The organism is Streptomyces sp. BBFR2, assembly GCF_044497305.1.
Lineage (GTDB): Bacteria > Actinomycetota > Actinomycetes > Streptomycetales > Streptomycetaceae > Streptomyces.
Genome location: NZ_CP172415.1, coordinates 4,890,208 through 4,915,100 on the forward strand (window position 1 = coordinate 4,890,208; position 24,893 = coordinate 4,915,100).

Annotated in this window: 21 protein-coding genes and 3 tRNA genes; 16 read left to right on the forward strand and 8 right to left on the reverse strand. The window is 75.2% G+C overall.

The window, feature by feature from the left end; genetic code table 11:
* The first annotated feature begins 420 nt into the window (after positions 1–420).
* On the forward strand, positions 421–1,209 hold the full coding sequence (locus ACGH2B_RS19855) for a sulfite exporter TauE/SafE family protein (protein WP_399091331.1): 789 nt from the start codon (positions 421–423) through the stop codon (positions 1,207–1,209).
* Between the two features lie 74 nt (positions 1,210–1,283).
* Here ACGH2B_RS19855 and ACGH2B_RS19860 read toward each other — a convergent pair whose 3' ends face one another.
* Positions 1,284–1,664, reverse strand: a complete 381-nt coding sequence (locus ACGH2B_RS19860) for a cupin (protein ID WP_399091334.1) — start codon at positions 1,662–1,664, stop codon at positions 1,284–1,286.
* Between the two features lie 580 nt (positions 1,665–2,244).
* Between ACGH2B_RS19860 and cutA the strand changes: the two genes are divergently transcribed.
* Together cutA and ACGH2B_RS19870 are read left to right on the forward strand one after the other, a co-directional pair.
* Positions 2,245–2,601, forward strand: a complete 357-nt coding sequence (gene cutA, locus ACGH2B_RS19865; RefSeq protein ID WP_399091337.1) for a divalent-cation tolerance protein CutA — start codon at positions 2,245–2,247, stop codon at positions 2,599–2,601.
* 1 nt (position 2,602) lies between these two features.
* Positions 2,603–3,658 (forward strand): trypsin-like serine peptidase, encoded by a 1,056-nt coding sequence (locus tag ACGH2B_RS19870; RefSeq protein WP_399091340.1) that lies wholly within the window; start codon positions 2,603–2,605, stop codon positions 3,656–3,658.
* Between the two features lie 571 nt (positions 3,659–4,229).
* On the opposite strand, the gene ACGH2B_RS19875 is transcribed toward ACGH2B_RS19870, so the two are convergent.
* Entirely contained in the window at positions 4,230–4,910 is a 681-nt protein-coding gene (locus ACGH2B_RS19875; protein ID WP_399091343.1) for a vancomycin high temperature exclusion protein, read from the reverse strand.
* Positions 4,911–5,238: 328 nt separating this feature from the next.
* Here ACGH2B_RS19875 and ACGH2B_RS19880 point away from each other — a divergent pair, with 328 nt between their 5' ends.
* The 7 genes from ACGH2B_RS19880 (at position 5,239) to ACGH2B_RS19910 (ending at position 16,477) form a co-directional block, all read left to right on the forward strand.
* On the forward strand, positions 5,239–6,276 hold the full coding sequence (locus tag ACGH2B_RS19880) for an adenosine deaminase (protein WP_399091346.1): 1,038 nt from the start codon (positions 5,239–5,241) through the stop codon (positions 6,274–6,276).
* A gap of 952 nt (positions 6,277–7,228) precedes the next feature.
* Positions 7,229–8,074 carry a sirohydrochlorin chelatase gene (locus ACGH2B_RS19885; RefSeq protein WP_399097152.1) on the forward strand — a complete coding sequence of 282 codons (846 nt, stop codon included), beginning with the start codon at positions 7,229–7,231 and terminating at the stop codon, positions 8,072–8,074.
* Positions 8,071–9,447, forward strand: a complete 1,377-nt coding sequence (locus ACGH2B_RS19890) for a deoxyguanosinetriphosphate triphosphohydrolase (protein ID WP_399091349.1) — start codon at positions 8,071–8,073, stop codon at positions 9,445–9,447. Before ACGH2B_RS19885 ends, ACGH2B_RS19890 begins: the two co-directional genes overlap by 4 nt.
* A 266-nt stretch (positions 9,448–9,713) precedes the next feature.
* Positions 9,714–10,976, forward strand: a complete 1,263-nt coding sequence (locus ACGH2B_RS19895; protein ID WP_399091352.1) for an NAD(P)/FAD-dependent oxidoreductase — start codon at positions 9,714–9,716, stop codon at positions 10,974–10,976.
* 9 nt (positions 10,977–10,985) lie between these two features.
* Positions 10,986–12,008: a pyridoxal-phosphate dependent enzyme gene (locus ACGH2B_RS19900; RefSeq protein WP_399091355.1), complete on the forward strand. Its 1,023-nt coding sequence runs from the start codon at positions 10,986–10,988 to the stop codon at positions 12,006–12,008.
* Between the two features lie 48 nt (positions 12,009–12,056).
* The gene (gene dnaG, locus ACGH2B_RS19905; RefSeq protein ID WP_399091358.1) at positions 12,057–13,967 is read left to right on the forward strand and encodes a DNA primase; all 1,911 of its coding nucleotides are present in this window, start codon (positions 12,057–12,059) and stop codon (positions 13,965–13,967) included.
* Positions 13,968–15,154: 1,187 nt separating this feature from the next.
* A complete protein-coding gene (locus ACGH2B_RS19910) occupies positions 15,155–16,477 on the forward strand; it encodes a sigma-70 family RNA polymerase sigma factor (protein WP_399091361.1) in 1,323 nt (440 codons plus the stop codon).
* Between the two features lie 12 nt (positions 16,478–16,489).
* Here ACGH2B_RS19910 and ACGH2B_RS19915 read toward each other — a convergent pair whose 3' ends face one another.
* Complete coding sequence (locus ACGH2B_RS19915) at positions 16,490–17,977, reverse strand: FGGY family carbohydrate kinase (protein WP_399091364.1); 1,488 nt, start codon at positions 17,975–17,977, stop codon at positions 16,490–16,492.
* An 82-nt stretch (positions 17,978–18,059) separates the two neighbouring features.
* On the reverse strand, positions 18,060–18,359 hold the full coding sequence (locus ACGH2B_RS19920; protein ID WP_399091367.1) for a YtxH domain-containing protein: 300 nt from the start codon (positions 18,357–18,359) through the stop codon (positions 18,060–18,062).
* A 272-nt stretch (positions 18,360–18,631) separates the two neighbouring features.
* Between ACGH2B_RS19920 and ACGH2B_RS19925 the strand changes: the two genes are divergently transcribed.
* The 5 genes from ACGH2B_RS19925 (at position 18,632) to ACGH2B_RS19945 (ending at position 20,417) form a co-directional block, all read left to right on the forward strand.
* A tRNA-Asn gene (locus ACGH2B_RS19925) sits at positions 18,632–18,704 on the forward strand.
* Positions 18,705–18,709: 5 nt separating this feature from the next.
* Positions 18,710–18,782: transfer RNA gene (locus ACGH2B_RS19930), tRNA-Asn, on the forward strand.
* Between the two features lie 179 nt (positions 18,783–18,961).
* Positions 18,962–19,035, forward strand: a tRNA-Ile gene (locus ACGH2B_RS19935).
* 411 nt (positions 19,036–19,446) lie between these two features.
* Positions 19,447–19,830 carry a thioredoxin gene (gene trxA, locus ACGH2B_RS19940; RefSeq protein ID WP_030286841.1) on the forward strand — a complete coding sequence of 128 codons (384 nt, stop codon included), beginning with the start codon at positions 19,447–19,449 and terminating at the stop codon, positions 19,828–19,830.
* On the forward strand, positions 19,827–20,417 hold the full coding sequence (locus ACGH2B_RS19945) for a histidine phosphatase family protein (RefSeq protein WP_399091371.1): 591 nt from the start codon (positions 19,827–19,829) through the stop codon (positions 20,415–20,417). The genes trxA and ACGH2B_RS19945 overlap by 4 nt, the downstream gene beginning before the upstream one ends.
* A 120-nt stretch (positions 20,418–20,537) precedes the next feature.
* Here the strand turns inward: ACGH2B_RS19945 and ACGH2B_RS19950 are convergent, their stop codons facing one another.
* The 4 genes from ACGH2B_RS19950 to ACGH2B_RS19965 all read right to left on the reverse strand — a co-directional run bounded on the left by ACGH2B_RS19950 (position 20,538) and on the right by ACGH2B_RS19965 (position 23,718).
* Entirely contained in the window at positions 20,538–21,569 is a 1,032-nt protein-coding gene (locus tag ACGH2B_RS19950) for a rod shape-determining protein (protein ID WP_399091374.1), read from the reverse strand.
* A gap of 149 nt (positions 21,570–21,718) precedes the next feature.
* Positions 21,719–22,330 carry a hypothetical protein gene (locus tag ACGH2B_RS19955; RefSeq protein ID WP_399091377.1) on the reverse strand — a complete coding sequence of 204 codons (612 nt, stop codon included), beginning with the start codon at positions 22,328–22,330 and terminating at the stop codon, positions 21,719–21,721.
* Between the two features lie 165 nt (positions 22,331–22,495).
* Positions 22,496–23,161, reverse strand: a complete 666-nt coding sequence (locus tag ACGH2B_RS19960) for a disulfide bond formation protein DsbA (protein ID WP_399091379.1) — start codon at positions 23,159–23,161, stop codon at positions 22,496–22,498.
* A 125-nt stretch (positions 23,162–23,286) separates the two neighbouring features.
* Positions 23,287–23,718: a MarR family winged helix-turn-helix transcriptional regulator gene (locus ACGH2B_RS19965; RefSeq protein ID WP_399091382.1), complete on the reverse strand. Its 432-nt coding sequence runs from the start codon at positions 23,716–23,718 to the stop codon at positions 23,287–23,289.
* An 89-nt stretch (positions 23,719–23,807) separates the two neighbouring features.
* Between ACGH2B_RS19965 and ACGH2B_RS19970 the strand changes: the two genes are divergently transcribed.
* Positions 23,808–24,827, forward strand: a complete 1,020-nt coding sequence (locus tag ACGH2B_RS19970; protein WP_399091385.1) for an NADP-dependent oxidoreductase — start codon at positions 23,808–23,810, stop codon at positions 24,825–24,827.
* Positions 24,828–24,893: the final 66 nt, after the last annotated feature.

The following is a 24,893-nucleotide window of genomic DNA, read 5'->3' on the forward strand; positions in this document are numbered from 1 at the left end:
GTGAGGGGCGCGGGGATGGAGCCGGGCGCCCACGGGGCCGCGTGCCGTGGTGGCGCGGGGCGGGCGCGAGGCCGTGGGGTACGGGCGGAGGGCCGGGCCTCGGGGGCGGGCGGTTGTGGTGGTGCGGGGCCTGGCGGGTGGCGGGGCTGCGGGCTGCGGCGGCGTGGGGCTGTGTGGTGCGGGTCCTGGCGGGGCTGCGGGCTGCGTGCCGTGGCGGCGTGGTGGCGGGCACGGCGGGCACGGCGGGCACGGCGGGCGCGGCGGGCGCGGCGGTGCGGCCACCGGCCCGTGACGGGGCCTCGTGCGGTGCCGGCGTGGGCATACGGTGGCGGTCCCGGGGGGCGCCCGGCGGCGAGGGTGTGGGTGCGGCCGCCCCGGGGCAACGCCGTTGCCGGGGCCCCGCGTTCGTAGGATCGCCCCGTGCCCGCTGACATATCCCCCACCGTCCTGTCCCTGCTCTGCCTGGCGGCGCTCGCCGCGGGCTGGATCGACGCCGTCGTGGGCGGCGGTGGCCTGCTGCTGCTTCCCGCGCTGCTGGTCGGCCTGCCGCACACGCCCGTCGTCCAGGTCCTGGGCACCAACAAGTCCACGGCCGTCGTCGGGACCGCCGCCGCCGCCGTCACCTACGCCCGTAAGACCCCCGTCGACCTGCGGACGGCGCTGCGGATCGGGCTCACCGCCCTCGCCGGATCGCTCGGCGGCGCGTTCTTCGCCGCCGGGATCAACAGCGCGGTGCTCCGCCCGCTGATCATGGTGATCCTGCTCGGGGTGCTCGCGTTCGTCCTGCTCCGCCCGTCCTTCGGGACCGCGTCCGCGCCGTCCGGCCCGGTCACCCGGCGCCGGGTGCTCGCGGCGATCCTCCTGGCGGGCCTCGGTGTCGGCTTCTACGACGGGCTGATCGGGCCCGGCACCGGGGCGTTCTTGATCGTCGCGCTCTCGGCGGTGCTCCGGATGGACCTGGTGACCGCCTCCGCCACCGCCAAGATCGTCAACGTCTGCACCAACGTGGGCGCGCTCACGGTGTTCACCCTCCAAGGCGCCGTGCTGTGGCAACTCGGCGCGGTACTCGCCCTGTTCAACCTCGTCGGCGGCGCGGTGGGCGCCCGTATGGCGCTCAAGCGCGGCACCGGGTTCGTCCGCGGCGTCCTGGTGGTCGTGGTCGTCGCCCTGCTGGCCAAGTTGGCGTACGACCAGTGGGGCGGGGCCTGAGCCCACCGGGACAGGGGGCCGAGGCGGGCAGAGCGCCCCCCGGCCCCGGGCGCCTCACCCCTGGCTCGACCGCATCACCCCTGGGCCGTCGCCGAGCCTGCCGGGACGGGGCGGGGCGTCTCCGGGACCGCGGTGACGGCGGTGAGCAGGACCGCGGAGTCCTCCACGGCGTGCAGGGCGTGGCGCTCCTGGGGGATCCGGGCGATCTGCCCGGCGACCAGCTCGCGGTTGCCGCCCGGCGCGGTGAGGCGGACCCGGCCGTGCAGCACCTCCAGGCTGGCGGCGGGCGGGGCGTTGTGCTCCTCCAGCGCGTGGCCGGCCAGCAGCGCGATCACGGTCTGCCGCAACGGCCCGTCGTGCAGGAAGAGATGGGCGCTGCGGCCGTGCGCGGAGGCCCGCGCGTCGTCGAGCCGATCGCGGACGAGGGCCTTGAGGTCGTTGACGTCGCTGTCCATGCCGTGCCCTTTCCGCCGGTGCCCGCCGGACCGTCCGGGCATCCGGCCGTCCCGCTTCCGGCCGTCCGGCCGCCCGCCACCGGGCCGTCCCGCCCGTAGGGCCCACCGGACGTTCCGGCCGTGCCACGGGCCCACGGTTCCCGGGGAGGGTCGTGTGGCGTCCGTCCCTTTTCCATCGTGAGCCCTGGTCGGCAGGGCGCAAGCCGGGCTGCCGGGGCGGTCCGGAAGGGCCGCCCCGGGACGGCCCGGAGGGCTCGGGCGGGGGAGCGCGGCCGGATCGCCGCACGCCGGGCGCCCGCGTGCGGCGGCCGGGGCGTGCGTCGAAGGGCCACGCGCCCGGTGCCCGTATATCCCTGCCGGGGCGTGCGCGGAGGGCCGCGCGCCCCGCACGGTCCGGCCGCGCCGGCCCGCCGCGCCCCGCCCCCCGGCCGGTGGTGCCGTTCGTCTCCACCGTGATCGTCCGGGTCCGTACCATGCCGTCCGGAGATCAACTCGGCCGCTCCGCCCGGGACGCGTCCCGCCGACGCCGTCCGCCCGAACCGTCCCGCCCAGGGACACCGACCCGAAAAGGTGCGCCTACGTGACCGACCCGTACGAGCCCCCGGACCCCGCCCCGGGGCCGGTCCGCTGTCTGACCGTGCTGACGACCACCGACGACGAGGCGAAGGCGCAGGAGCTGGCGCGCGGGGCGATCGCGGCGCGGGTGGCGGCGTGTGCGCAGGTCAGCGCCCCGGTGACATCCGTCTACCGCTGGGCGGGCGCCGTGGAGACCAGCCGCGAGGTGCAGGTGCTGTTCAAGACCACCGAGGCCCGCTACGACGCGCTGGAGGCCCACATCCGGGCGGCGCACGACTACGACACCCCCGAGATCATCGCGACGCCCGTGGTGCGCGGCTCGGCGGACTATCTCGACTGGATCGCGAAGGAGACCCGCTGACATGCGACGACACGGCAGGAAGCACCGCGGGAAAGCGGTGGTGGCCGCCCTCGGCACCGGCCTCGGCCTGGCCGCCTGGCTGACCACCGCCGCGGTCAGCCAGGCCGGCGCCACCCCCGGCTCCGACGACCGCCCCCAGGGGCACGCGGCACCCGGCGCACCCGGGGGCGGCGGCCCCGCCGCGTCCCCGAAGCCGTCCGCCACCGGTGACGGCCGCACCCCGCGGATCACCATCACCTCCGCCGCCGCCTCCTGGACCGCCGAGGCGGCCGCCGACTTCTGGACGCCCGCCAAGATGGCCGCGGCGCTGCCTCACGGCTCCGCGGCGGGTGGCCCGCAGGTGCTGACCTCGGTCGCCCCGGCAGCGACGTCCGTGCCGACCGCCCGGCACATCGACGGCATCCCGTCCGTCGGCGTCCTCTTCTCCGTCGACAAGGACGCCCGCGCGCACTACTGCACCGCGAGCGTGGTCACCAGCCCGCGCCGCAACCTGCTGCTCACCGCGGGCCACTGCAACCCCGGTACGCGCGCCGCGTTCGTCCCCAAGTACCGCTCCGGGGCGGGCAAGCAGCCCTACGGGGTGTGGGCGATCACCAAGTCGTTCACCTACCCCGGGCACGGCACCACGGGCACCGCCTCCAACCTGGACTTCGCGTTCGCCACCGTCGCCCCCGACCGGCGCGGCCGCAACGTCGAGTCGCTCACCGGGGGCAACACCCTCACCCCGACGCCCGGTTACACCAACGACGTCACCGTCATCGGCTACCCCAGCGTCCGCAACGACCCCCAGGACCGCGCCGTACGCTGCGAGACCGGCACCAAGCGGCTCGCCGGATACCGCCAGCTCCGCATGGACTGCAACGGCTTCCACGGCGGCACCTCGGGCAGCCCCTGGCTCACCCACTTCGACGAGCGCACCAGGACCGGCCGCGTCATCGGCAACATCGGCGGCCTCAACGGCGGCGGCCCCGACGGCCCGCACGCCGACCGCACCTCCTACAGCCCCTACTACGGCGCGGAGATCATCACGCTGTACCTCCGGGCCCTCACGGGCTGAACCCGGGGGCCGCTGTCCCTGGGGCACCAGGCCCCCCGGGGACGCGGCCGTGCGTCCCCGGGGGCGACCGGTGGTCCGCCCTTCAGGGGACGCATGGAGGTACGTCCCCGGGGCACGAGGGCGTGGCTCCGGGGTGGCCGGGTGGCCCGGGGCGGTCTGTCCCGGTGCCCCTGGGGCGGGGGAGAGACTGTCCCTTCGGGTAGCGCGGCCCAGAGCTACCGGGGGCGGCGCGGTGCCCCCGGGGCCGGCCGCCCGCGCGCCCTTGGGACGGCGGAGCGGCCGCCGCTTCGGGACGGTCCGCCCCAGGGGCATCGGGGTCGGCGGTGCCCCGGGGTGAGCCTCCCGAGTGTCCTCGGGGCGGGGGAGAGACCGGCACTTCGGGGCAGCCCGGCCCAGGGTCGACGGCCCCGACGGTCCGCCGCCTCGCGGCAGGTGGCCGACGTCCCCTCGGGCGCGCCGGACGGACCGCACCGGCCACCCGCCCGGGGACGGTGCCCCCGAGGCCGGGCCGCCCCGGACGCTCCTGCCCCGGGGGACAGTCACCCCAGGGCGCCCGGGACGGCCACCGCTCCTACCGCAGCGCCGCCGTCAGCCCCGGTTCGTGCGGGCCCAGGAAGTGCGGATCGGGCCGGAAAGCCGCGTCGGCCGCCGCCTTCCCCGCCGCGGCGATCTCCCGTACGCCGCCGTAGGCCCAGGTCACGTCGCGCGGGGCGGCGACGCCCACGCCGTACGCGTCGATCCCGGCCGCCGTGCACAGGGCCAGCGCCCGCCGGATGTGGAAGCCCTGGCTGACCAGCACGGCCCGCCGGACGCCGAAGATCCGGCGCGCCCGGCTGCACGAGTCCCAGGTGTCGAACCCGGCGTGGTCCCCGACGATCCGCCGCCCCGGAACGCCGTGGCGCACCAGATAGCGGCGCATCGCGTCCGGCTCGTCGTAGTCGGTCCGGCTGTGGTCGCCGGTCACCAGGAGCGCCCGGACCGTGCCGCTCCGGTAGAGCCGTACGGCGGCGTCCAGCCGGTCCGCCAGATAGGGCGACGGTTCGCCGTCCCAGAGCCCGGCCCCGAACACCACCGCCACGGGGGCGCGCGGCACCTCGTCGAGCGCCCGTACGCGCGGCCCCGCGGAGACGTTCAGCCAGGTCGCCGGGGCCAGCGCCAACACCGTCAGCGCCACCGTGACCTGGTAGGCACGCCGTTGCCCCCGCCGGGTCCGCGGCACCCGCCACCGCACCCACCACCTCGGCCACCGCATCGCGCTCCTCCGCTCCCCGGGGCCGCCACCGGCCCGCACCTCCGTGAGCGACGCAGAACGGCCCGGCACGGTTGCAACCGGGCCCTGCCACCGGGGCGCGGCCCCCGGCATGGCGGGCCGCACCTCCGTGCGCCCCCGGCCGGACGGCCCGGCACGGTTGCAACCGGGTCCCGCCACCGTCGCGCGGCTCCCCGGTGGGGCCGACCGCACCTCCGTGCGCCCCCGGCCGACCGGTCACCGGCCCACCGTCCGTAATGTCCCCCACCACCGTTAACCTGGGCGAATCCGCCGACCGGCCCCCGATCCGTACCGCAGAACAGGTGTGACCGTGCCTTCCTCCCCGCCCGCAGCCCCCGCCCCCGCTCCGCTCCCCAAGGCCGAACTGCATCTGCACATCGAGGGCACCCTGGAGCCCGAGCTGGCCTTCGCCCTCGCCGAGCGGAACGGCGTCACCCTGCCGTACGCCACCCGCGACGAGCTGCGCCGCGCCTACTCCTTCACCGACCTGCAGTCGTTCCTGAACCTCTACTACGCCCTGATGGCCGTCCTGCGCACCGAGGACGACTTCCACGACCTCGCCGACGCCTACCTCACCCGCGCCCGCGCCCAGGGCATCCGGCACGCCGAGATCTTCTTCGACCCGCAGGCCCACACCGCCCGCGGCGTGTCCCTCGCCACCGTGATCAACGGCCTGGCCCGCGCGCTCGACGCCGCCCCCGAACGCCACGGCATCACCACCCGCCTGATCATGTGCTTCCTGCGCGACGAGAGCGCCGAATCGGCCCTCGCCACCTTCGAGGCGGCCCGCCCGCACCTCGACCGCATCACCGCCGTCGGCCTCGACTCCGCCGAGGTCGGCCACCCGCCGTCGAAGTTCCGCGAGGTCTACGCCCTGGCCCGGGAGGCGGGGCTCAAGTGCGTCGCGCACGCCGGTGAGGAGGGCCCGCCCGCGTACGTCTGGGAGGCGCTGGACATCCTCGGCGTGGACCGCGTCGACCACGGCGTCCGCAGCATGGAGGACGAGCGCCTGGTGGCCCGCCTCGCCGCCGAGCGGACGCCGCTGACCGTCTGCCCGCTCTCCAACGTCCGGCTGCGCGTCATCGACGACCTCGCCGACCACCCGCTGCCCGCCATGCTCGACGCCGGACTGCTGGTCACCGTCAACTCCGACGACCCCGCCTACTTCGGCGGCTACGCCGACGACAACTTCACCGCCGTCCGCGACGCCCTCCACCTGGACGACGCGACCCTCCGCACCCTGGCCCGCAACTCCTTCCACGCCGCCTTCCTGGACGAGACGACCCGCGAGAAGTACCTCAAGGAGATCGACGCACACGAGGAGGCGGCGGGAGCACACCAGGGGTAGCACCCGGGGTCCGGGGCGGGACGTATCGGGGCCGGGGCCTGGGGTACGGGTGCCGGGCTCGCCCCGGGGCCCGCACCTGGGTGCGCGACCAGGCTCTGTGCACGGCGGGTCAGGGGCGCACGCGGATGGAGAGGACCTGGGCTGGCCAGGGGGGGCGTCGGGCCCGCACCCCGGTAGGCGATGTGCCGCGGTCACAGGGGCACCTCCCCGTTCACGAGGCCGGGCCCGCACCCGGTGGGCGACGTTGCCCGCACCCGGTGGCGAAGCCTCCCCGCACCGGAGGCGCGCCACTACCCGGGGCCGGGGGCGCGGGCGCCACCACCCGGGGCCGGGGGGCGCGGCGCCCCCGCCCCGCGCCCCCCCGGCCCTGCCCTCTCACACCCCCTCCCCGCCCGAGGCGCCCCCGGTTACCGCCCGTTCCCGCTCGGGAAACACCCGCGAAACGCCCGCTCGGCAGCCTCACCCCATGACGGCGCCCCACCCCCGCACCCCACTCCGCCCACCGGACGCGCCCCCGTACGCACCCGGCGGACCGGCCCCCTTCGGGCCTCTCCCGGGCGGACCGGGCTCTGACGCGCCGCGCCTGGCCGGTCCAGCCCCGAGCGGGCCTCTCCCGGGCGGACCGGGTTCCGACGCGCCGCGCCTGGCCGGTCCAGCCCCGAGCGGGCCGGGCTCCGCCGCACCGCCCCCGGCCGGATCAAGCTCAGGCAGAGCGGGCCCAGGCGGACCAGGCCCCGGGTCGCCAGGCCCGGCAAGGCCAGGCCCGGGCCACCCGACCCCACACGGACCGACCCCACACGGACCAGCCCCACACGGACCATCCCCACACAGACCGACCTCGGGCGGACCGGCCCCCGCCCCCGGATGCTCGGCCCCTGCCCCCGGCCGCCTGGCCCCCGCCCCCGGAGGCTCGACCCCCGCCCCCGGCCGCCTGGCCCCCGCCCCCGGCCGCCTGGCCTCCGCCCCCGGCCGCCTGGCCCCCGCCCCCGGACACCCGGGCCGCGCCCAGGACACCCCCGTACTCGTCGCCGTCGCCCACGGCAGCCGTGACCCCGAGGCGCTGCCCGCCGTCCGGGCGCTGCTGGCGCGGGTCCGGGCGCTCCGGCCGGGGCTGTCCGTCCGGCTGGGGCACCTCGGGCTCGCCCGGCCGCTGCTCGCCGACACCCTTGACGGGCTGCGCGGCGGCGCCGTCCTCGTGCCGCTGCTCCTCGCCCCCGGTCACCACGTCACCCACGACCTGCCCGCCGCCCTCGCCGCCGCCCCGCACCTGGACGGCCGGATCGCCGCGCCCCTGGGCCCGCACCCGCTGCTCGCCGAGGCGCTGCACGGCCGCCTCACCGAAGCCGGCTTCACCCGGTACGCCGCACCCGGCCGCCCCGCCCACACCGCCGTCGTCCTCGCCGCCGCCGGGTCCCGCGCCCCGCGCTCCGCCGCCGGTACCGAAGCCGTCGCCGCGCTCCTGTCGGCCCGGCTCGGCGGCCTCCCCGTCGTCCCCGGGTACGCCTCCGCCGCCGCGCCCACCGTCCCCGGGGCGGTCCGCGCCCTCACCGCCCGGGGGCACCGCCGGATCGCCGTCGCCGGGTGCTTCACCGCCCCGGGACGGTTCGCCGCCCGGTGCGCCGCCGACGCCCCGGACACCGCCGCCGCCCCGCTGGGCGACCACCCGGCCCTGGCCCGCCTGCTGCTGCACCGCTACGACGAGGCGCTCGCCGCAGGGGAAAGCCCCGCCGCCGGAGATGTTGCCGGAGGCTACGGTTCCGCCCGGTACTCCCCCAGGGCGGCTACCGTCGCCGTATGACGGGCATTCCTGCACACACCGGCCGTAACGACACCGGCCGTGAGGAGACTCCGGGGGCGCACCCGGACCACCGCGCGCCGTCCGGACCGCCGTCCGCCACCCCCGGCTACACCCCGGCGGATGCCGAACGCTGGGTCACCGAACCGGACAAACGCCCCGGCCGCACCGCCTTCCAGCGGGACCGGGCGCGCGTTCTGCACTCCGCGGCCCTGCGCCGCCTCGCGGGCAAGACGCAGGTCGTCACGCCCGGCACCCGCACCCACCTCTGGGACGCCAGCCCCCGCACCCGCCTCACCCACTCCCTGGAGTGCGCCCAGGTGGGCCGTGAACTGGGCGCCGCCCTCGGCTGCGACCCGGACCTCGTCGAAACCGCCTGCCTGGCGCACGACCTCGGCCACCCGCCCTTCGGGCACAACGGCGAACAAGCGCTCAACGAGGTCGCCGCGCCCTGCGGCGGCTTCGAGGGCAACGCCCAGTCCCTCCGCCTCCTCGCCCGCCTGGAGCCCAAACGGTTCCGCACCACCGCCGACGGCACCCCCGTCAGCGTCGGCCTCAACCTCACCCGCGCCGCCCTGGACGCCGCCACCAAGTACCCCTGGCCCCGGGGCGGCCACCCCACCGACCCGGACTCCCCCAAATTCGGCGTCTACGAGGACGACCTGCCGGTCTTCGCCTGGTTCCGCCAGGGCGCGCCCGCCGCCGCCCGCAGCTTCGAGGCCCAGGTCATGGACTGGTCCGACGACGTCGCCTACTCCGTCCACGACGTCGAGGACGGACTGCACGCCGGCCACCTCGACCCCAACCTCCTCCTCGCCGACGCCGAACGCGCCGAGATCTTCGCCGTCGCCGCCCGCCGCTACGCCCCGGGCGCCGACCCCGCAGCCCTGGCCGCCGCCCTCGACCGCCTCCTCGACCAGGAGTGGTGGCCGCACGGCTACGACGGCTCCGCCCTCGCCCAGGCGCGCCTCAAGGACGCCACCAGCCAGCTCATCGGCCGCTTCTGCACCGCCGCCGAGACCGCCACCCGCGCCGCGTACGGCACCGGCCGCCTCACCCGGTACGCCGCCTCGCTCGTCGTCCCGGAGGAGACCCGGCTGGAGTGCGCCGTCCTCAAGGCCGTCGCCGACCGCTATGTCATGCAACGCCCCGACCAGGAAGCCCTCCGCGCCGACCAGCGCGTCGTCCTCACCGAACTCGCCGAGGCCCTGCTGCGCCGCGCCCCCGACGGCCTCGACCCCCAATTCCGGTCACTTTTCGACGAGGCCGGCGACACCGCCCGGATGCGCGTCGTCATCGACCAGATCGCCGCCCTCACCGACGCCTCGGCCCGCAGCCTCCACGCCCGCCTCACCCGCGCCCCCGGCACGCGCTGACCGCGCCACCCGATGACGCGCCGGACCGGACCCTTCCGTCCGCCCCCGCCGTGCGGGAGGCTCGGACCGCGCGCGGCGCGTCCGGGGTACCCGCCCACACGGGTGTCGCCGGGCGCGACACCCGCACCGCCGCGCGACGGCGAAACACGGTAACGAGGACGGAGAACGGGGGAGCGTAACCGGGGGACCGAACAGCGGGGGAACGATCGGCGACGCGCACGGCCCGCGGCAGCGGACGTACGGCACCGACAACGAGGAGGAAGCAAGTGGTCGAAGCACACCAGACGTTCGTCATCGTCGGGGGTGGCCTGGCCGGCGCGAAAGCCGCCGAGACCCTCCGCGCCGAGGGCTTCACCGGACGGGTGATCCTCATCTGCGACGAACGCGACCACCCGTACGAACGCCCGCCGCTGTCCAAGGGATACCTGCTCGGCAAGGAGGAGCGCGACAGCGTCTTCGTCCACGAACCCGCCTGGTACGCGGGCGCCGACATCGAACTCCACCTCGGCCAGCCCGCCGTCCGCCTGGACCCGGAAGCCCGCACCGTCCGCCTCGGCGACGGCACCCTCATCGTCTACGACAAACTGCTGCTCGCCACCGGCGCCGAACCGCGCCGCCTCGACATCCCCGGCACCGGGCTGGCCGGCGTCCACCACCTGCGCCGCCTCGCCCACGCCGAGCGGCTGCGCGGCGTCCTCGCCTCCCTCGGCCGCGACAACGGCCACCTCGTCATCGCCGGCGCCGGCTGGATCGGCCTCGAAGTCGCCGCCGCGGCCCGCTCGTACGGCGCCGAGGTGACCGTCGTCGAGGCCGAGCCCACCCCGCTGCACACCGTCCTCGGCCCCGAACTGGGCGATCTCTTCGGCGATCTGCACCGCGCGCACGGCGTCCGCTTCCACTTCGGCGCCCGCCTCACCGAGATCGTCGGCCAGGACGGCATGGTCCTCGCCGTCCGCACCGACGACGGCGAGGAACACCCCGCCCACGCCGTCCTCGCCGCCATCGGCGCGGCCCCCCGCACCTCCCTCGCCGAACAGGCCGGACTCTCCCTCGCCGACCGCGCCACCGGCGGCGGCATCGCCGTCGACGCGACCCTGCGCACCTCCGACCCGCACATCTACGCCGCGGGCGACGTCGCCGCCGCCGACCACCCGCTCCTCGACACCCGTATCCGCGTCGAACACTGGGCCAACGCCCTCAACGGCGGCCCCGCCGCCGCCCGCGCCATGCTCGGCCAGGACGTCGCCTACGACCGCGTCCCGTACTTCTTCTCCGACCAGTACGACGTCGGCATGGAGTACTCCGGCTACGCCCCGCCCGGCTCGTACGACCAGGTCGTCTGCCGCGGTGACGTGGCCAAACGCGAGTTCATCGCCTTCTGGCTCGCCGAAGGGCGGCTGCTCGCCGGGATGAACGTCAACGTCTGGGACGTCACCGGCCCCATCCAGCAACTCATCCGCTCCGGCCGGCCGTTGGACCCCGCAGCCCTGGCCGACCCGGAGGTACCGCTGGAGAGCCTGCTCCCGTAGCGTGCCGCCATGAACGCTCGTACCCCGGGCCCCAGCGGCCCCACCCCGCCCGCCGGCCCCGCGGCCGTCACCCTCGGCTCCGTCCGGGAGGCCGCGGCCCGGCTGGCGGGCGTCGCCCACCGCACCCCGGTGCTGCGCTCGCGCACCCTGGACGCGCTGGTGGGCGCCGAGGTCCACCTCAAGTGCGAGCCCTTCCAGCGCACCGGCGCGTTCAAGTTCCGCGGCGCCTACAACGCCCTCGCCCGCCTCACCCCCGAACAGCGCCGCCGCGGTGTCGCCGCCTACTCCTCCGGCAACCACGCCCAGGCCGTCGCCCTCGCCGCCCGCGAGCTGGGCACCACCGCCGTCATCCTGATGCCCGAGGACGCCCCGCGCTCCAAGCGCGAGGCCACCGAGGGCTACGGCGCCGAGATCGTCACGTACGACCGCTACACCGGCGACCGCACCGCCCTGGGCCGCGCACTGGCCGAGGAGCGCGGCCTCGCCCTCGTCCCGCCCTTCGACCACCCGGACGTCATCGCAGGCCAGGGCACCACCGCCCTGGAGCTGATCGAGGAGACCGGGCCGCTCGGCGCGCTGCTCACACCCCTCGGCGGGGGCGGCCTGACGGCGGGCTGCGCCACCGTCGCCACCGCCCTCGTCCCCGGCATCCGCGTGATCGGCGTGGAGCCCGCGGCGGGCGACGACACCGCGCGCTCCCTGGCCGCCGGGGAGCGCGTCGCCGTCCCCGTACCGCGCACCATCGCCGACGGCCAGGCCACCGAGACGCCCGGCGAGCTGACCTTCGCGATCAACCGGCGGCTCCTCGACTCCGTCGCGCTCGTCACCGACGACGAGATCCGCGCCGCCATGCGCTTCGCCTTCGAACGCCTCAAGATCGTCACCGAGCCCAGCGGCGCCTGCGCCCTCGCCGCCCTGCTCAGCGGCCGGATCGACGCGCTCCCGCCCCGCGTCGGCGTGGTCGTCTCGGGCGGCAACATCGCCCTCGACCGCTTCCTGGAGCTGATGGACGGCGCCCCGGCCGCACCCTGACCCGGCGGCCCGGACGGGACTGTCGGCGCCCGGCCGTAGAATTCATGCGTGGCAGGCAGGATCAACGATGACGACGTGAAGGCGGTGCGGGACGCGGTCCCGATCGACGCCGTCGTGTCCGAGTATCTCCAGCTCCGCAACGCCGGAGGCGGCAACCTCAAGGGCCTGTGCCCGTTCCACGACGAGAAGTCCCCGTCCTTCCACGTCAGCACCGCCAAGGGGCTCTACCACTGCTTCGGCTGCCAGGAGGGCGGCGACACCGTCGACTTCATCATGAAGATCGACCACCTCTCCTTCGCCGAGACCATCGAGCGCCTCGCAGCCCAGGCGGGCATCACCCTGCGCTACGAGGAGGGCGGCTACGCCCCCGGCCGCCAGCAGGGCGAGCGCACCCGCCTGGTCGAGGCCCACAAGGCCGCCGCCGCCTACTACGCCGAGCAGTTGGACTCACCCGAGGCCGAGATCGGCCGCCGCTTCCTCGCCGAGCGCGGTTTCGACCAGGCCGCCGCCCAGCACTTCGGCGTCGGCTACAGCCCCGCCGGCTGGGACCACCTCACCCGCTTCCTGCGCGGCCGCGGCTTCACCGACAAGGAACTGATCCTCTCCGGCCTCTCCCAGGACGGCCGACGCGGCCCCATCGACCGCTTCCGCGGCCGCCTGATGTGGCCCATCCGCGACATCTCCGGCGAGGTCGTCGGCTTCGGCGCCCGCAAGCTCCGCGACGACGACAACGGCCCCAAGTACCTCAACACCCCCGAGACCCCGATCTACAAGAAGGGCCAGGTCCTGTACGGCATCGACCTGGCCAAGAAGGAGATCGCCAAGACCTCCCGCGCGGTCGTCGTCGAGGGCTACACCGACGTCATGGCCTGCCACCTCGCCGGTATCACCACCGCCATCGCCACCTCCGGCACCGCCTTCGGCGAGGGCCACATCAAGATCCTCCGCCGCCTGTTGATGGACAACGGCTCGGCCCGCGTGATCTTCACCTTCGACGGCGACGCCGCAGGCCAGAAGGCCGCCCTGCGCGCCTTCGAGGACGACCAGAAGTTCGCCGCCGAGACCTACATCGCCATCGCCCCCGACGGCATGGACCCCTGCGAACTCCGCCTCGCCAAGGGCGACGCCGCCGTCGCCGATCTCGTCGAACCCCGCACCCCGCTCTTCGAGTTCGCCCTCCGCCAGATCGTGAGCCGCTACGACCTGGACACCCCCGCCGGCCGCGCCGCCGCCCTCGACGAGGCGGCGCCCGTCGTGGCCCGCATCAAGAACAGCGGCGCCCAGCACGAGGTCGCCGTCCAGCTCGCCGGGATGCTCGGCATCCTCGACACCCAGTTCGTCGTCCGCCGCGTCGCCCAGCTCGCCCGCTGGGCCCGCGAGCGCGGCCGCGACGGCGGCGACGGCCCGCCCCGCAGAGCCCCCCGCGGCCAGACCCCGGCGCCCGGCCCCGAGGCACCCGCCCCCGGCCTGCGCGGCCCCGCGCTCAACCTCCGCAGCCCCGCCCACCGCGTCGAGCGCGAACTCCTCAAACTCGCTCTCCAGCGCCCCGACCTCGTCTCCCCGGCCTTCGATGCGTACGGCACCGACGAGTTCACCGCCCCGCCCTACGCCGTGGTCCGCCGCTGCATCGAGGACGCCGGCGGCGCCGCCTCGCACGACGACGGCTACGTCCAGCGGGTCCGCGAGGCCGCCCCCGACGACACCGTCCGCGCCCTGGTCACCGAGCTGATCGTCGAGCCGCTGCACACCCGCCGCGACCCCGACGAGGCATACGCCGGCGTCCAGCTCGTCGCCGTCCGCCTCGCCGCCGTCAACCAACGCGTCACCGAGATCCGCAGCACCCTCCAACGCCTCGGCCCCCGAGCCGACCCCGACCACCTCACCGCCGTCCAGAACGAACTCTGGGTCCTCCAGCAGTACGGCCAGTCCCTACGCGAACGCGGCTACGCGGCGCTGTAGGGACGAAACCCTCCCCGAGCGGCCGCCCCCTGCCGGGGCGCCCCGGCCTTGGGCGCCTGCCCTTGGCGCCTGCCCTGGCGGCCCGGTCCCGGCCCGGCGCCTTCGTTCGTCCGGCCTCGGCCTTGGTTCGTCCGGCCTCGGTCCGTCCTGTCCCGGCCTCGGTCAGTCCCGTCCCGGTCGTGTCCGTCCGGCCCCCCGGGTCCTGCCCTTCGTGCCGTACCGGGCTCGCCGCCGCTTCGGCGGTCCGGCCGGTCGCCCTCCCCCGACGGCCCGTCCGGCCGCCCTGTCCCGGCGGACCGGTTACGGGCGCCGGCGTGGTCCATCCGGCCGCGGGCCCCTGCCCCGGCGCTCGCTCCGGTCCGTCGGCCCTCGTATCCGGCCTCCGCGCTGTCCTGGACCCGGCGGCCTCGGGGGCCCGCCCGGCCGCCTTGCCCCGGCGGACCGGCTATGGATCCTCGCCCGGTCCGTCCGGCCACCCTGCCTCGGCCTTCGCGCCGCCCCGGTCCCCGCTGCCGCTTCGGCGCCCGACCGGCGGCCCTGCCCTGGCGGCCTGGCCACGGGCCCCCGTCCGGTCCGTCCGGTCACAGGTCCTCCGCCCCGGCAGCCTCGGCCCCGGCTCCCGTCCGGTCGCCATGTCTCGGTCTTCGCTCCGCCCCGGTCCCCGCTGCCGCTTCGGCGCCCGACCGGCGGCCCTGCCCTGGCGGCCTGGCTATGGGCCCCGGCCCGGTCCGTCCGGTCACAGGTCCTCCGCCCCGGCAGCCTCGGCCCCGGCCTCCGTCCGGTCGCCCTGCCTCGGCCTTCGCGCCGCCCCGGTCCCTCGCCGCCGCTTCGGCGCCGAGCCGCAGGCCCTGCCCCGGCGGACCGGCTACGCGCCCCGGCCCGGCCCGTCCGGCCACAGGTCCGCTGTCCCGGCGGCTCGGCCTCGGCCAGCTCGCCAGCTCGCCCCTGGCCGTCCGGCCCCGGCTCCCACCCGGGCCACCGAGCCACCCGGCCCCGCTCCGCCCCAGCACGGCATAGCCGCGACGGCCCCCCTCCATCCCCACAAGCCCCCCACGCCCCGCACGCCCCGCACACCCGGACGGCGCGCTCCGCCCGACACCCCGGCGTAGCCGCACGGTCACGGAACGAACTCAGAAAGTGCTCGCACGCCCCTCGTGGCAGCCCTGTGTCGTACTCCACACTGAGGAGTGGTGCGCGAGCCAGCCGCGCCCCACCCGCTCCCGCGCACCCGCTTCCCGCCCGCGGTTCCTCGCGGTACGACGGCCGGCCCGCCGCCGCTCCCGGAGCCTGCCGCCCGCGCAGCGAATCCCCTGGAGGTCGCCCCCGTGCAGAGCCAGATCCTCCCCGGGGCGTCCGGCGCCCCGCAGGCCGCGACCGGGACGACCCTGCCGCAGGGGGAGGAGGCCCCGGCCCGCCGCGGCGCCCCCCGCCCGGCGCCCGGCCCGCTCCGCGTCCCCGCACAGCCCACCGGCCCCGCCCGCGGCGGACGGCCCCCGTCACCGGAGACCGGGCGCCTCCCGGACGCCCCCGGGACACCGGTCGCCCCCGAGGACGAGGACGAGGGCGTCCCCGGGCCGCCGCCGCGTCCCGAGGCGGCGGGCCCGTCCGCCGACCTCTTCCGTCAGTACCTCCGCGAGATCGGGCGCATCCCGCTGCTCACCGCCGCCGACGAGGTCGAGCTCGCGCGCCGCGTCGAGGCCGGTCTCTTCGCCGAGGAGAAGCTGGCCCGCACCCCGGACCTCGACTCCCAACTCGCCGGTGACCTCGACACGTTGGTGGTCCGCGGCCGGATGGCCAAACGCCGTCTGATCGAGGCCAACCTCCGCCTCGTCGTCTCCGTCGCCAAGCGCTACCTCGGCCGCGGCCTGACCATGCTCGACCTCGTCCAGGAGGGCAACCTCGGCCTGATCCGCGCCGTCGAGAAGTTCGACTACGCCCGCGGCTTCAAGTTCTCCACGTACGCGACCTGGTGGATCCGCCAGGCGATGTCCCGGGCCCTCGCCGACCAGGCCCGCACCATCCGCGTCCCGGTGCACGTCGTCGAACTGATCAACCGCGTGGTCCGCACCCAGCGCCGCATCCTCCAGGAGACCGGCCACGAGCCGACCCACGACGAGATCGCCGTCCACCTCGGCCTGACCACCGAACGCGTCGCGGAGATCCTGCGCCTGGCCCAGGAACCGGTCTCGCTGCACGCCCCGGTCGGCGAGGAGGACGACGTCTCCTTCGGCGACCTCATCGAGGACGGCGACGCCCCCTCACCCGCCGAGTCCGCCGCCTTCCTCCTCCTGCGCGAACACCTCGACGCCGTCCTGTCCACCCTCGGCGAACGCGAACGCCGCGTCGTCCAGCTCCGCTACGGACTCGCCGACGGCCGCCCGCGCACCCTGGAGGAGATCGGCCGCCTCTTCGGCGTCACCCGCGAACGCATACGCCAGATCGAGTCCAAGACCCTCGGCAAACTCCGCGACCACGCCTACGCCGACCAGCTCCGCGGCTACCTCGACTGACGCCCGCCCGTCTCACCCCTCCGGTACGAACGCCTCCTGCGCGGGCACCGGCGCGGCGAACGCCCCCGGATGCGCCTCGTCCCGCACCGCCGCGTACTGCTGGCGCACCGCCTGGCCCATCGGCAGCTCCTCGCCCGGCTCGAAGACCTGGCTCGCGGCGGCCGGCCACTGCGGCGGCTGGGACGGACCGCCCGGCTCGGCGGTGGGCAGCGTGCCGTGCGCCGCGCCCAGTGCCCACGCCGCCTGCCGCGCCGCGCCCAGCGCCGCGTACTCGGCCGGCTGCGGCACCACGACCTGCACGCCGAAGAGCGCGGGCGCCACCGCCTGCACCGCGGTCAGCTCCGCCGCCGCGCCCAGCAGGAAGACCCGGTTGACCGCCACACCCCGGCCACGCAGCACGTCCAGCGCGTCGGCGAGCCCGCAGAGCATCCCCTCGACCGCCGCCCGCGCCAGATGCTCCGGCTTCATGCTCTCCCGGCGCATCCCGTGCAACGACCCCGCGGTGTGCGGCAGATGAGGCGTCTGCTCGCCCTCCAGATACGGCAGCAGCACCATGCCGTACGCACCGGGCGTCGACTTCAGCGCCAGCTCCGACAGCCCTTGCAGATCCGTGCCGAGCATCTCGGCGGCGCCGCGCAGCACCCGTACCGCGTTGCTGGTGTGCACCACCGGCAGATGACGGCCGGTCGCGTCGGCGAACGAGGTGATCGTCCCCTCCGCGTCGGCCAGCGCCTCGTGGTGGATGCCGAAGACCGAACCGGACGCGCCCAGCGACATCACCGCGTCGCCGACGCCCACGCCGAGCCCGAAGGCCGCGGCCATCGTCTCGCCCGTCCCGGCGGAGATCAGCAGCCCCTCCGGCGTGAAGCCCGCCGTCCCCCAGGGAGGCAGCACCTCCGGCAGCCGCACCTGATGGCCGAGCGCCAGCTCCACCAGGTCGGGCCGGTACGCCTCGGCCGCCGCCGACCAGAAGCCGGTGGTCGAGGCGCCGCCCCGGTCCGTGGTGCGCCGCGCCGGGCGGCCCAGAAGCTGCCAGGCCAGCCAGTCGTGCGGCTGCATGACCTCGGCGATCCGGGCGGCGTTCGCCGGTTCGTTCCGGGCCAGCCAGCGCAGCTTGGTCACCGGGTGCGCGGCCTGCGGCACCGCGCCGACGGCCTGCGCCCACGCCGCCCGCCCGCCGAGCGAGTCCGTCAGATCGGCCGCGGCGCTCTGCGCCCGCCGGTCGTTGCCCACCAGCGCCGGCCGCACCACGCCGCCCTCGGCGTCCAGCGGCACCAGCCCGTGCTGCTGCGCCGAGACGCCGATCGCCTGGACGCCTTCGAGCAGCCCGTTACCGGCCGCCTCACCCAGTGACATCAGCCACGCCTGAGGATCGACCTCGGGCCCTTTCTCCACGGGGTGCGGCGCGTACCCCCGCCTGATGACGGCACCGGTATCGGTATCGCAGACCACGATCCGTGTGCACTCGGAAGAACTGTCCAACCCGGCGACTTTCCCCATGCCCCCAGATGATGCCCCATCCGGCGGGCCGGGGACGCGTCAGGGTTTACGGCAGACCCCGCGAGGGAAGGGCGCCCCGCCGTCAGGTGTTGCTCGTACCCCAGTCGTCCAGGTCGTCATCGCGCTGCTCACGCAGGGAACGGACCCGGTCGGCGACCGCCTGCGGCATACGGTCGCCGACCTTGGCCGAAACCTTGCCGAACGCCCGCGTCGCCGCCTCCCGGCCGCCCAGCGCGGCGGACTCGGCACTGTTGCGCACCGCGGGATTCTCCGCGACCCGCCGCGCCACCCTGCGCAACTGCTCGTACCGCTCCCGTCCGGCGCGCGTGCCGAGTACGTATCCGACGGCCAGTCCCGCGATGAACGTGAGCCGGTAGCGCATCGCTCCACCCTTCTCTGTCGTCGGCGGCGCGTCCGCCGGGGAGGGGTGTGCCGCCTCCGCCGCGGTGCCGTCCGCCGGTGGCGTTCGGTCGCGTCCGGTGCCGGTGCACCGGACCTGCGGGCTGTGCCGCGCGCCTGCCCTGCGGGGCCGGTGATCACCTGTGGCGATACCGATTGGCGGAGCACCCCCCTGCTTGCGCTAATGTATGTGTCGCAGCGAGCGCACGCCGTCCGGAGTTCCGGCCGACGAAGCATTCGAGGCACACGCAGCATTCCCCTGTAGCTCAATTGGCAGAGCAGCCGGCTGTTAACCGGCAGGTTACTGGTTCGAGTCCAGTCGGGGGAGCGCGATCCCCTGTAGCTCAATTGGCAGAGCATTCGGCTGTTAACCGGAGGGTTACTGGTTCGAGTCCAGTCGGGGGAGCAACAGCGAAAAGGGCCCCGAAAGGGGTCCTTTTCCATGTGCGGGGAACTGAACGCCCCATAGGCGAAGTCCTGTTGATCGTGCACAGCCGCCGGACGGCAGCCCACACGGGCAGCAGATCGTATGAGCGGCTATGCTGCGGCAGACGGCGCGCACATTTGTGCGCGGCGCGCCGTGTGGGGGCAGTAGCTCAGCCGGTCAGAGCAGCGGACTCATAATCCGTCGGTCGTGGGTTCGAGCCCCACCTGCCCCACAACAGGCCAGGCGCCTTGCCTGGGAGGCACGTACGAGGGCCCTCACAGCTTTCTGTGGGGGCCTTCACTGTATGCGGGCGCGGGAACGCGGAGGCCCCGGTGCGGTCCGCGTCTCCGTGGCGGCACCCGAATGTCGCCACGGCGCCGCCCGATCGGCGGCCGGTCGGTGACCGATGCCGGGGCGGGGCCGGAATTCGGGCCGGAACGGGACGCCGGAGGCCCGCCCGGGGGCGTTCGCCCGGTGTGCTGCGCGCCACGTCGAACGAGTGCCGCCGGGATGTCTAGGACGCCGCGCCGTGGGCAGGGGAGCGGGACGGTCCGGGGTGCGGAATACGGTGCGGGGTGATCCCGTTGCCGAAGCTGGATGCGGACCGGACATTGCGTGACAGAACCACAAGCAGGGAGCCCTCATGAGCACCGTAGAGCTGACCAAGGACAACTTCGACGAGATCGTCTCCGGCAACGATTTCGTCCTCATCGACTTCTGGGCCGAGTGGTGCGGCCCGTGCAAGCAGTTCGGTCCGGTCTTCGAGCGGTCCTCCGACAAGCATGACGACCTGGTGTTCGCCAAGGTGGACACCGAGGCGCAGCCCGAGCTGGCCCAGGCGTTCCAGATCCAGTCCATCCCCACGCTCATGATCGTCCGCGACAACATCGCCGTGTTCGCCCAGCCCGGCGCGCTGCCGGAGGCCGCGCTGGAGGACGTCATCGGGCAGGCCCGCGGGCTGGACATGGACGAGGTCCGGGCCTCGGTGGCCGAGGCGCAGCAGGCCGAGCAGGCGCAGGAGAAGTGAGCGAGCTGCTGCTGGTCCGGCACGGCGAGACCGAGTGGAGCAGGAACGGCCGGCACACCAGTTGGACGGATCTGCCGCTCACCGCCGTGGGCGAGGAGCAGGCCCGCGGTCTGCGGCCGCTCCTCGCCCGTCGCCGGATCGCCGCCGTCCGCGTCAGCCCGATGGCGCGGGCGCGGCGTACCGCGGAGCTGGCCGGGCTGACCCGCCCGGAGACCGACGAGGACCTGCGCGAGTGGGACTACGGCGGCTACGAGGGCGTCTCGACGCCCGACATCCAGCGGGAGCGGCCGGACTGGTTCCTCTTCACCGACGGCACCGTGCCCGGCCCCGACGGCCACCCCGGGGAGTCCCCCGAGCAGGTCGGGGCGCGTGCGGACGCGGTGCTGGCGCGGGTGCTGCCGCTGCTGGAGAAGGACGAGGGGGATGTCGCGCTCGTCGCGCACGCCCACTTCCTGCGGGTGCTCACCGCCCGCAGGCTCGGTCTGCCGCCGTCCGACGGGGCGCTGTTCACGTTCGGGACCGGCGCCGTCGGCATCCTCGGCACCGAGCACGACCGGCCCGCCGTGGTGGCCTGGAACGCCCGGTAGCCTCCCCGCCCGCGGGCGGCCGGACCGTCACCGGCGGAATTGCCTCACGGGCACGCCCGGGGGAGCGGCGGACCGGGCCCCGGGCCGCCCGGGCGCCGTGGTGTGCCGGGTGTCCCGGTGTCAGGGCGCCATCGGGTCGAGGTGCATCGGTTCGACCTTGCCCTCGATCATGGCGCCGAGTCCTTGGACGGCGCAGGTGTCGGGCCGGTCGGCGATGTGCACCGGCACTGTGGTCGCCTCCCGGATCATCGCCTCCAGGCCCGGGATCAGGGCGCTTCCCCCGGCCAGCATGATGCCGCGTTCGCCGAGGTCGGCGACGAGGTCCGGCGGGCAGCGGCGCAGTACCGCGCCGATGCCGTCCAAGATCGCGGTCAGCGGTGTCGTGATGGCGTGCCGGACCCGTTCGGTGTCGACCTGTACGCACCGTGTCGCCCCGCTGACCACGTCCCGGCCGTGTACCTCCGTGGGGCCCGAGGCGAGCCCGCCGGTGCTGGAGAGCATCAGGTGCAGCGGCCGTACCGCGCGGCTCGTCAGGTGCACCTCGTGGTGCTGGCGCAGATGCTGGACGACGGCGTGATCGATGGCGTTGCCGCCCACCGCCACGCTCTCCGCCGCCACGATCGAGCCCAGGGAGAGCACCGCGATCTGGGTGGTGCCCGCGCCGCATACGACGATCATGGTCGCCTCGGGCTGCTCGACGGGCAGCCCGCAGCCGACCGCGGCGGCCACCAGGGTGTCGACCAGCTCCACACGCCGCGCCCCCAGCCCGCTCAGCGTCTCCACCGCGGCGCGCTGCGCCAGCGGTTCGCTGCCGAACGGCTGGCAGATCGCGGCCCGCATGGTGGGGCGCCGCCGCCAGGTCCTGCGCAGTTTGTTGCCGACGAGCTGCCGCAGCAGCCGCTGGGCCATGTCGATGTCGACCACCGTGCCGTTGGCGACCGGCCGGACGACCCGGATGTACTCCGGTGTCCGTCCGTCCATCACCGCGGCGTCGGTGCCGACGGCCAGCAGCGCGCCGGTACGGACGTTCACGGCGGCCACCGTCGGTTCGTCGACGATCAGCCCCTGGTTCTTGAGGTAGACGCGGGTGCGGGACGCCCCGATGTCGACGGCCACCGAGCAACGGCGCAGCTGGGCGAGGCTGATGGTCATGGAAGATTCCTCCCCTGTGGGCCGGTACGGACGGAGCGTCGTCAGGAGCACTCCCGGCCATCCTGGGGCGGCCGGGAGTCCGCTGCGCGCTGGGGAGGGCCGGTCGGGGGACGTACCGGTGGACGGCGGGAACGAGCCGCCGGGGCAGGTCAATCCAGCCGGCGCTGGAAGAGGCCCCAGGTGAACTCCAGGACGGCGGTACGGAGTTCACCCGTAGGCGCCGGGACGGTGGCCCGCAGGTTCCAGCGGTTCGGGGCGTCGCCCTCCAGGGGGCGGGCCGGGGCGAAGGCGCGGGCCGCCTCGTCGACGGTGCAGGACCAGGGGGTGAGGTCGGCGGCGCTGCGCAGCCGCGGGGCGGGGGCGCCGGGCGCGCGGACGAGCCAGGCGTTCCAGACGGCGCCGCCCGGCGCGGTCAGCACCTCGAACCGCAGGGTGGGCCAGAGCGGCACCGGCCAGCGCAGCGCCTCGCAGGTCAGATCGCCGATCCGCCGGGTGGTGACGGACTCGGGCGTGCCGAGCAGCGCACGGTAGGGCCGTGCCCCGCGGCCCGCCCCGGGCGCGCGCAGCCGGGCCTGCCACCGCTTGTTCGCCTCGCGCTGCCGGGCCCGGTCCACGCCCAGTTCCCGCAGCGCCGCCTCGACGAGTCCGGGCTGGTGGTCGGCCATCCGCCGCAGCAGCACCAGTTGGAACGCGAGCGGGCCGGGCAGTTCGCCGGGGGCGCCGGGGGAGTGCGGCGGGCCATCGCCGGGGGTCGGGTCCATGGGGGTCATCGTCGCGCACGGCGGGGCGGGGCGCGGGGCGGGCGGTGCGGGGTGCGCCCACAAGGGCGGCGCGGTGGGGGAGTTGGGGAGCGGCGGGCGGCACTCCGTCGGCGCCCCGGGGCACAGGGGCGCCGCTCCGCCGTCGTACCGTCCTCCCGCGTCCCGTCAGCCGAAGTCGAACTCCCCGGTACGGGTCCGCTTCAGCTCGAAGAACCGGTCGTAGCCCGCGAGCAGCCGGGCGCCGTCGAAGACCCGTACCGCGTCCTCGCCGCGCGGGATCGACATCAGGACCGGGCCGAAGAATGCCACTCCGTCGATGTGGATCGTCGGCGTACCGACGTCCTCGCCCACCGGGTCCATACCCTCGTGGTGGCTCTGGCGCAGCAGTTCGTCGTAGCGGTCGGTCTCGGCGGCACCGGCCAGCGCGGCGGGCAGTCCCACCTCGGCCAGCGCCTCCCGGATGACGTTCTCGGTGTCCTCGCGGGCCTCGTTGTGCAGCCGGGTGCCGAGCGCGGTGTACAGATCGCGCAGCACCTCCTCGCCGTGCCCGGCGGCCGCGGCGATGCAGACCCGCACCGGGCCCCACCCCTCGTCCAGCAGCGCCCGGTACTTCTCCGGCAGGTCCTCGCGCCCCTCGTTGAGCACGGACAGGCTCATGACCCGGAACCGCAGATCCAGGTCGCGGTGGCGCTCGACCTCCAGGATCCACCGGGAGGAGATCCAGGCGAAGGGGCAGATGGGGTCGAAGTAGAAGTCGACGGTGTGGCGGGCGCCGCCGGATTGCGGGGTGTCCTGGGCGGCGCGGTCTTCCGGAGCGGTGGTCTCGGTCATGGGCTCAGGCTATGCCGGGGAGGGGCGGGGCGTCCGGGCCACTTCCGCCCCGCGGGGGTGGGCCACCGGGCGCTGTCGCCCGGCCGGACGACGGCACCGCCGCGTGCCCGGTATCTGCAGGCCGCTCACTCCGGAGCGGTGCCGAGCATCCGCTCCAGCAGCTCCTTGAGCAGGGTGCGCTCGGTGACCGTCAGGCGGCTCAGCGGCTCGCGCGCGAAGTTCAGCGAGCCGCGCAGCGCCTTGGCGGTGCGCCTGCCCTCGTCCGTGGGGGCGGCCAGCTTCACCCGGCGGTCGGCCGGGTCGGGCTGCCGCTCGACCAGCCCGCGGGACTCCAGGCGATCGACGATGCCGGTGATGTTCGACGGCTCGCACTTCAGGCGCTGGGCTATCTGGCGCATCGGGAGCGGCTGCGCGGCCAGCAGGCCGAGCACCCGGGCCTGTGCGCCGGTGAGGGAGTGCTGCGACGCCGCGTGCTCGTACTCCTCGTGGTAACGGGCGACGACGGTGCCGATGAGATCGACGACCTCGACGGTCAGGTGGTCTGCGCGCGGAGTCATGCCCACAAGGATACCCGGTTACTTGACAGCATGAAATATCCAGAGGCATGGTTGTTTCAGTTGCTGAAGTAATCAGGAAGGATCGCGTCATGTCCGCACTGCCCACGACCGGCCGTGAATGGCACCTCGTCGCCCGCCCGCACGGCTGGCCCACGCCGGACGACTTCGCCCTGCGCGAGGCCGCGGTGCCCGAGGTCGGCGAGGGCCAGATCCTCGTCCGCACCCGCCACTTCTCCGTCGACCCCTACATGCGCGGCCGGATGAACGACGTGAAGTCCTACGTCCCGCCGTTCCAGCTCGACCGTCCCATGGACGGCGGCGCGGTCGGCGAGGTCATCGCCTCGCGCTCCGCCGACGTGGCCGTCGGTGACCATGTGCTGCACGGCCTCGGCTGGCGGGAGTACGCGGTGCTCGACGCCGCGCGCGCCGCCAAGATCGACCCGTCGCTCGCCCCGCTGAGCGCCTACCTCGGCGTTCTGGGCATGCCCGGCCTGACCGCCTACGCGGGCCTGCTGGAGGTGGCCTCCTTCAAGGAGGGCGACGCCGTCTTCGTCTCCGGCGCGGCCGGCGCGGTGGGCAGCGAGGTCGGCCAGATCGCCAAGCTCAAGGGCGCCTCCCGGGTCATCGGCTCGGCCGGTTCCGACGAGAAGGTCAAGCTCCTGGTGGAGGAGTACGGCTTCGACGCGGCGTTCAACTACAAGAACGGCCCGGTCGCCGAGCAGCTCAAGGCCGCCGCCCCCGAGGGCATCGACGTCTACTTCGACAACGTCGGCGGCGACCACCTCGAAGCGGCCATCAGCTCCCTCAACGTCCATGGCCGAGTGGCGATCTGCGGCATGATCTCGATGTACAACGCCACCGAGCCCACCCCCGCCCCGCGCAACCTCGCGCTGGTCATCGGCAAGCGGCTGCGTCTGCAGGGCCTGCTGGTCGGCGACCACAGCGCACTTCAGCCGCAGTTCGTCGAGGAGGTCTCCGCCTGGATCCGCTCCGGTGAGCTGAAGTACCGCGAGACCGAGGTCACCGGCATCGAGAACGGCGTCGAGGCGTTCCTCGGCCTCCTTCGCGGTGAGAACACCGGCAAGATGATCGTGACTGTGACGGACTGAGGGACTGAGGGACTGCCCGACTGGGTGACGGGCCCGCCGACCGGCTGATCGGCCGGTCGGCAGGCC

Coding starts and splice junctions, on each gene's coding strand:
- ACGH2B_RS19860 (WP_399091334.1), bottom strand. CDS start 1,664: ATGGACAGCGACGTCAACGACCTCAAGGCCCTCGTCCGCGATCGGCTC.
- ACGH2B_RS19870 (WP_399091340.1), top strand. CDS start 2,603: ATGCGACGACACGGCAGGAAGCACCGCGGGAAAGCGGTGGTGGCCGCC.
- ACGH2B_RS19875 (WP_399091343.1), bottom strand. CDS start 4,910: ATGCGGTGGCCGAGGTGGTGGGTGCGGTGGCGGGTGCCGCGGACCCGG.
- ACGH2B_RS19890 (WP_399091349.1), top strand. CDS start 8,071: ATGACGGGCATTCCTGCACACACCGGCCGTAACGACACCGGCCGTGAG.
- ACGH2B_RS19900 (WP_399091355.1), top strand. CDS start 10,986: ATGAACGCTCGTACCCCGGGCCCCAGCGGCCCCACCCCGCCCGCCGGC.
- ACGH2B_RS19915 (WP_399091364.1), bottom strand. CDS start 17,977: ATGGGGAAAGTCGCCGGGTTGGACAGTTCTTCCGAGTGCACACGGATC.
- ACGH2B_RS19920 (WP_399091367.1), bottom strand. CDS start 18,359: ATGCGCTACCGGCTCACGTTCATCGCGGGACTGGCCGTCGGATACGTA.
- trxA (WP_030286841.1), top strand. CDS start 19,447: ATGAGCACCGTAGAGCTGACCAAGGACAACTTCGACGAGATCGTCTCC.
- ACGH2B_RS19950 (WP_399091374.1), bottom strand. CDS start 21,569: ATGACCATCAGCCTCGCCCAGCTGCGCCGTTGCTCGGTGGCCGTCGAC.
- ACGH2B_RS19955 (WP_399091377.1), bottom strand. CDS start 22,330: ATGGACCCGACCCCCGGCGATGGCCCGCCGCACTCCCCCGGCGCCCCC.
- ACGH2B_RS19960 (WP_399091379.1), bottom strand. CDS start 23,161: ATGACCGAGACCACCGCTCCGGAAGACCGCGCCGCCCAGGACACCCCG.
- ACGH2B_RS19965 (WP_399091382.1), bottom strand. CDS start 23,718: ATGACTCCGCGCGCAGACCACCTGACCGTCGAGGTCGTCGATCTCATC.
- ACGH2B_RS19970 (WP_399091385.1), top strand. CDS start 23,808: ATGTCCGCACTGCCCACGACCGGCCGTGAATGGCACCTCGTCGCCCGC.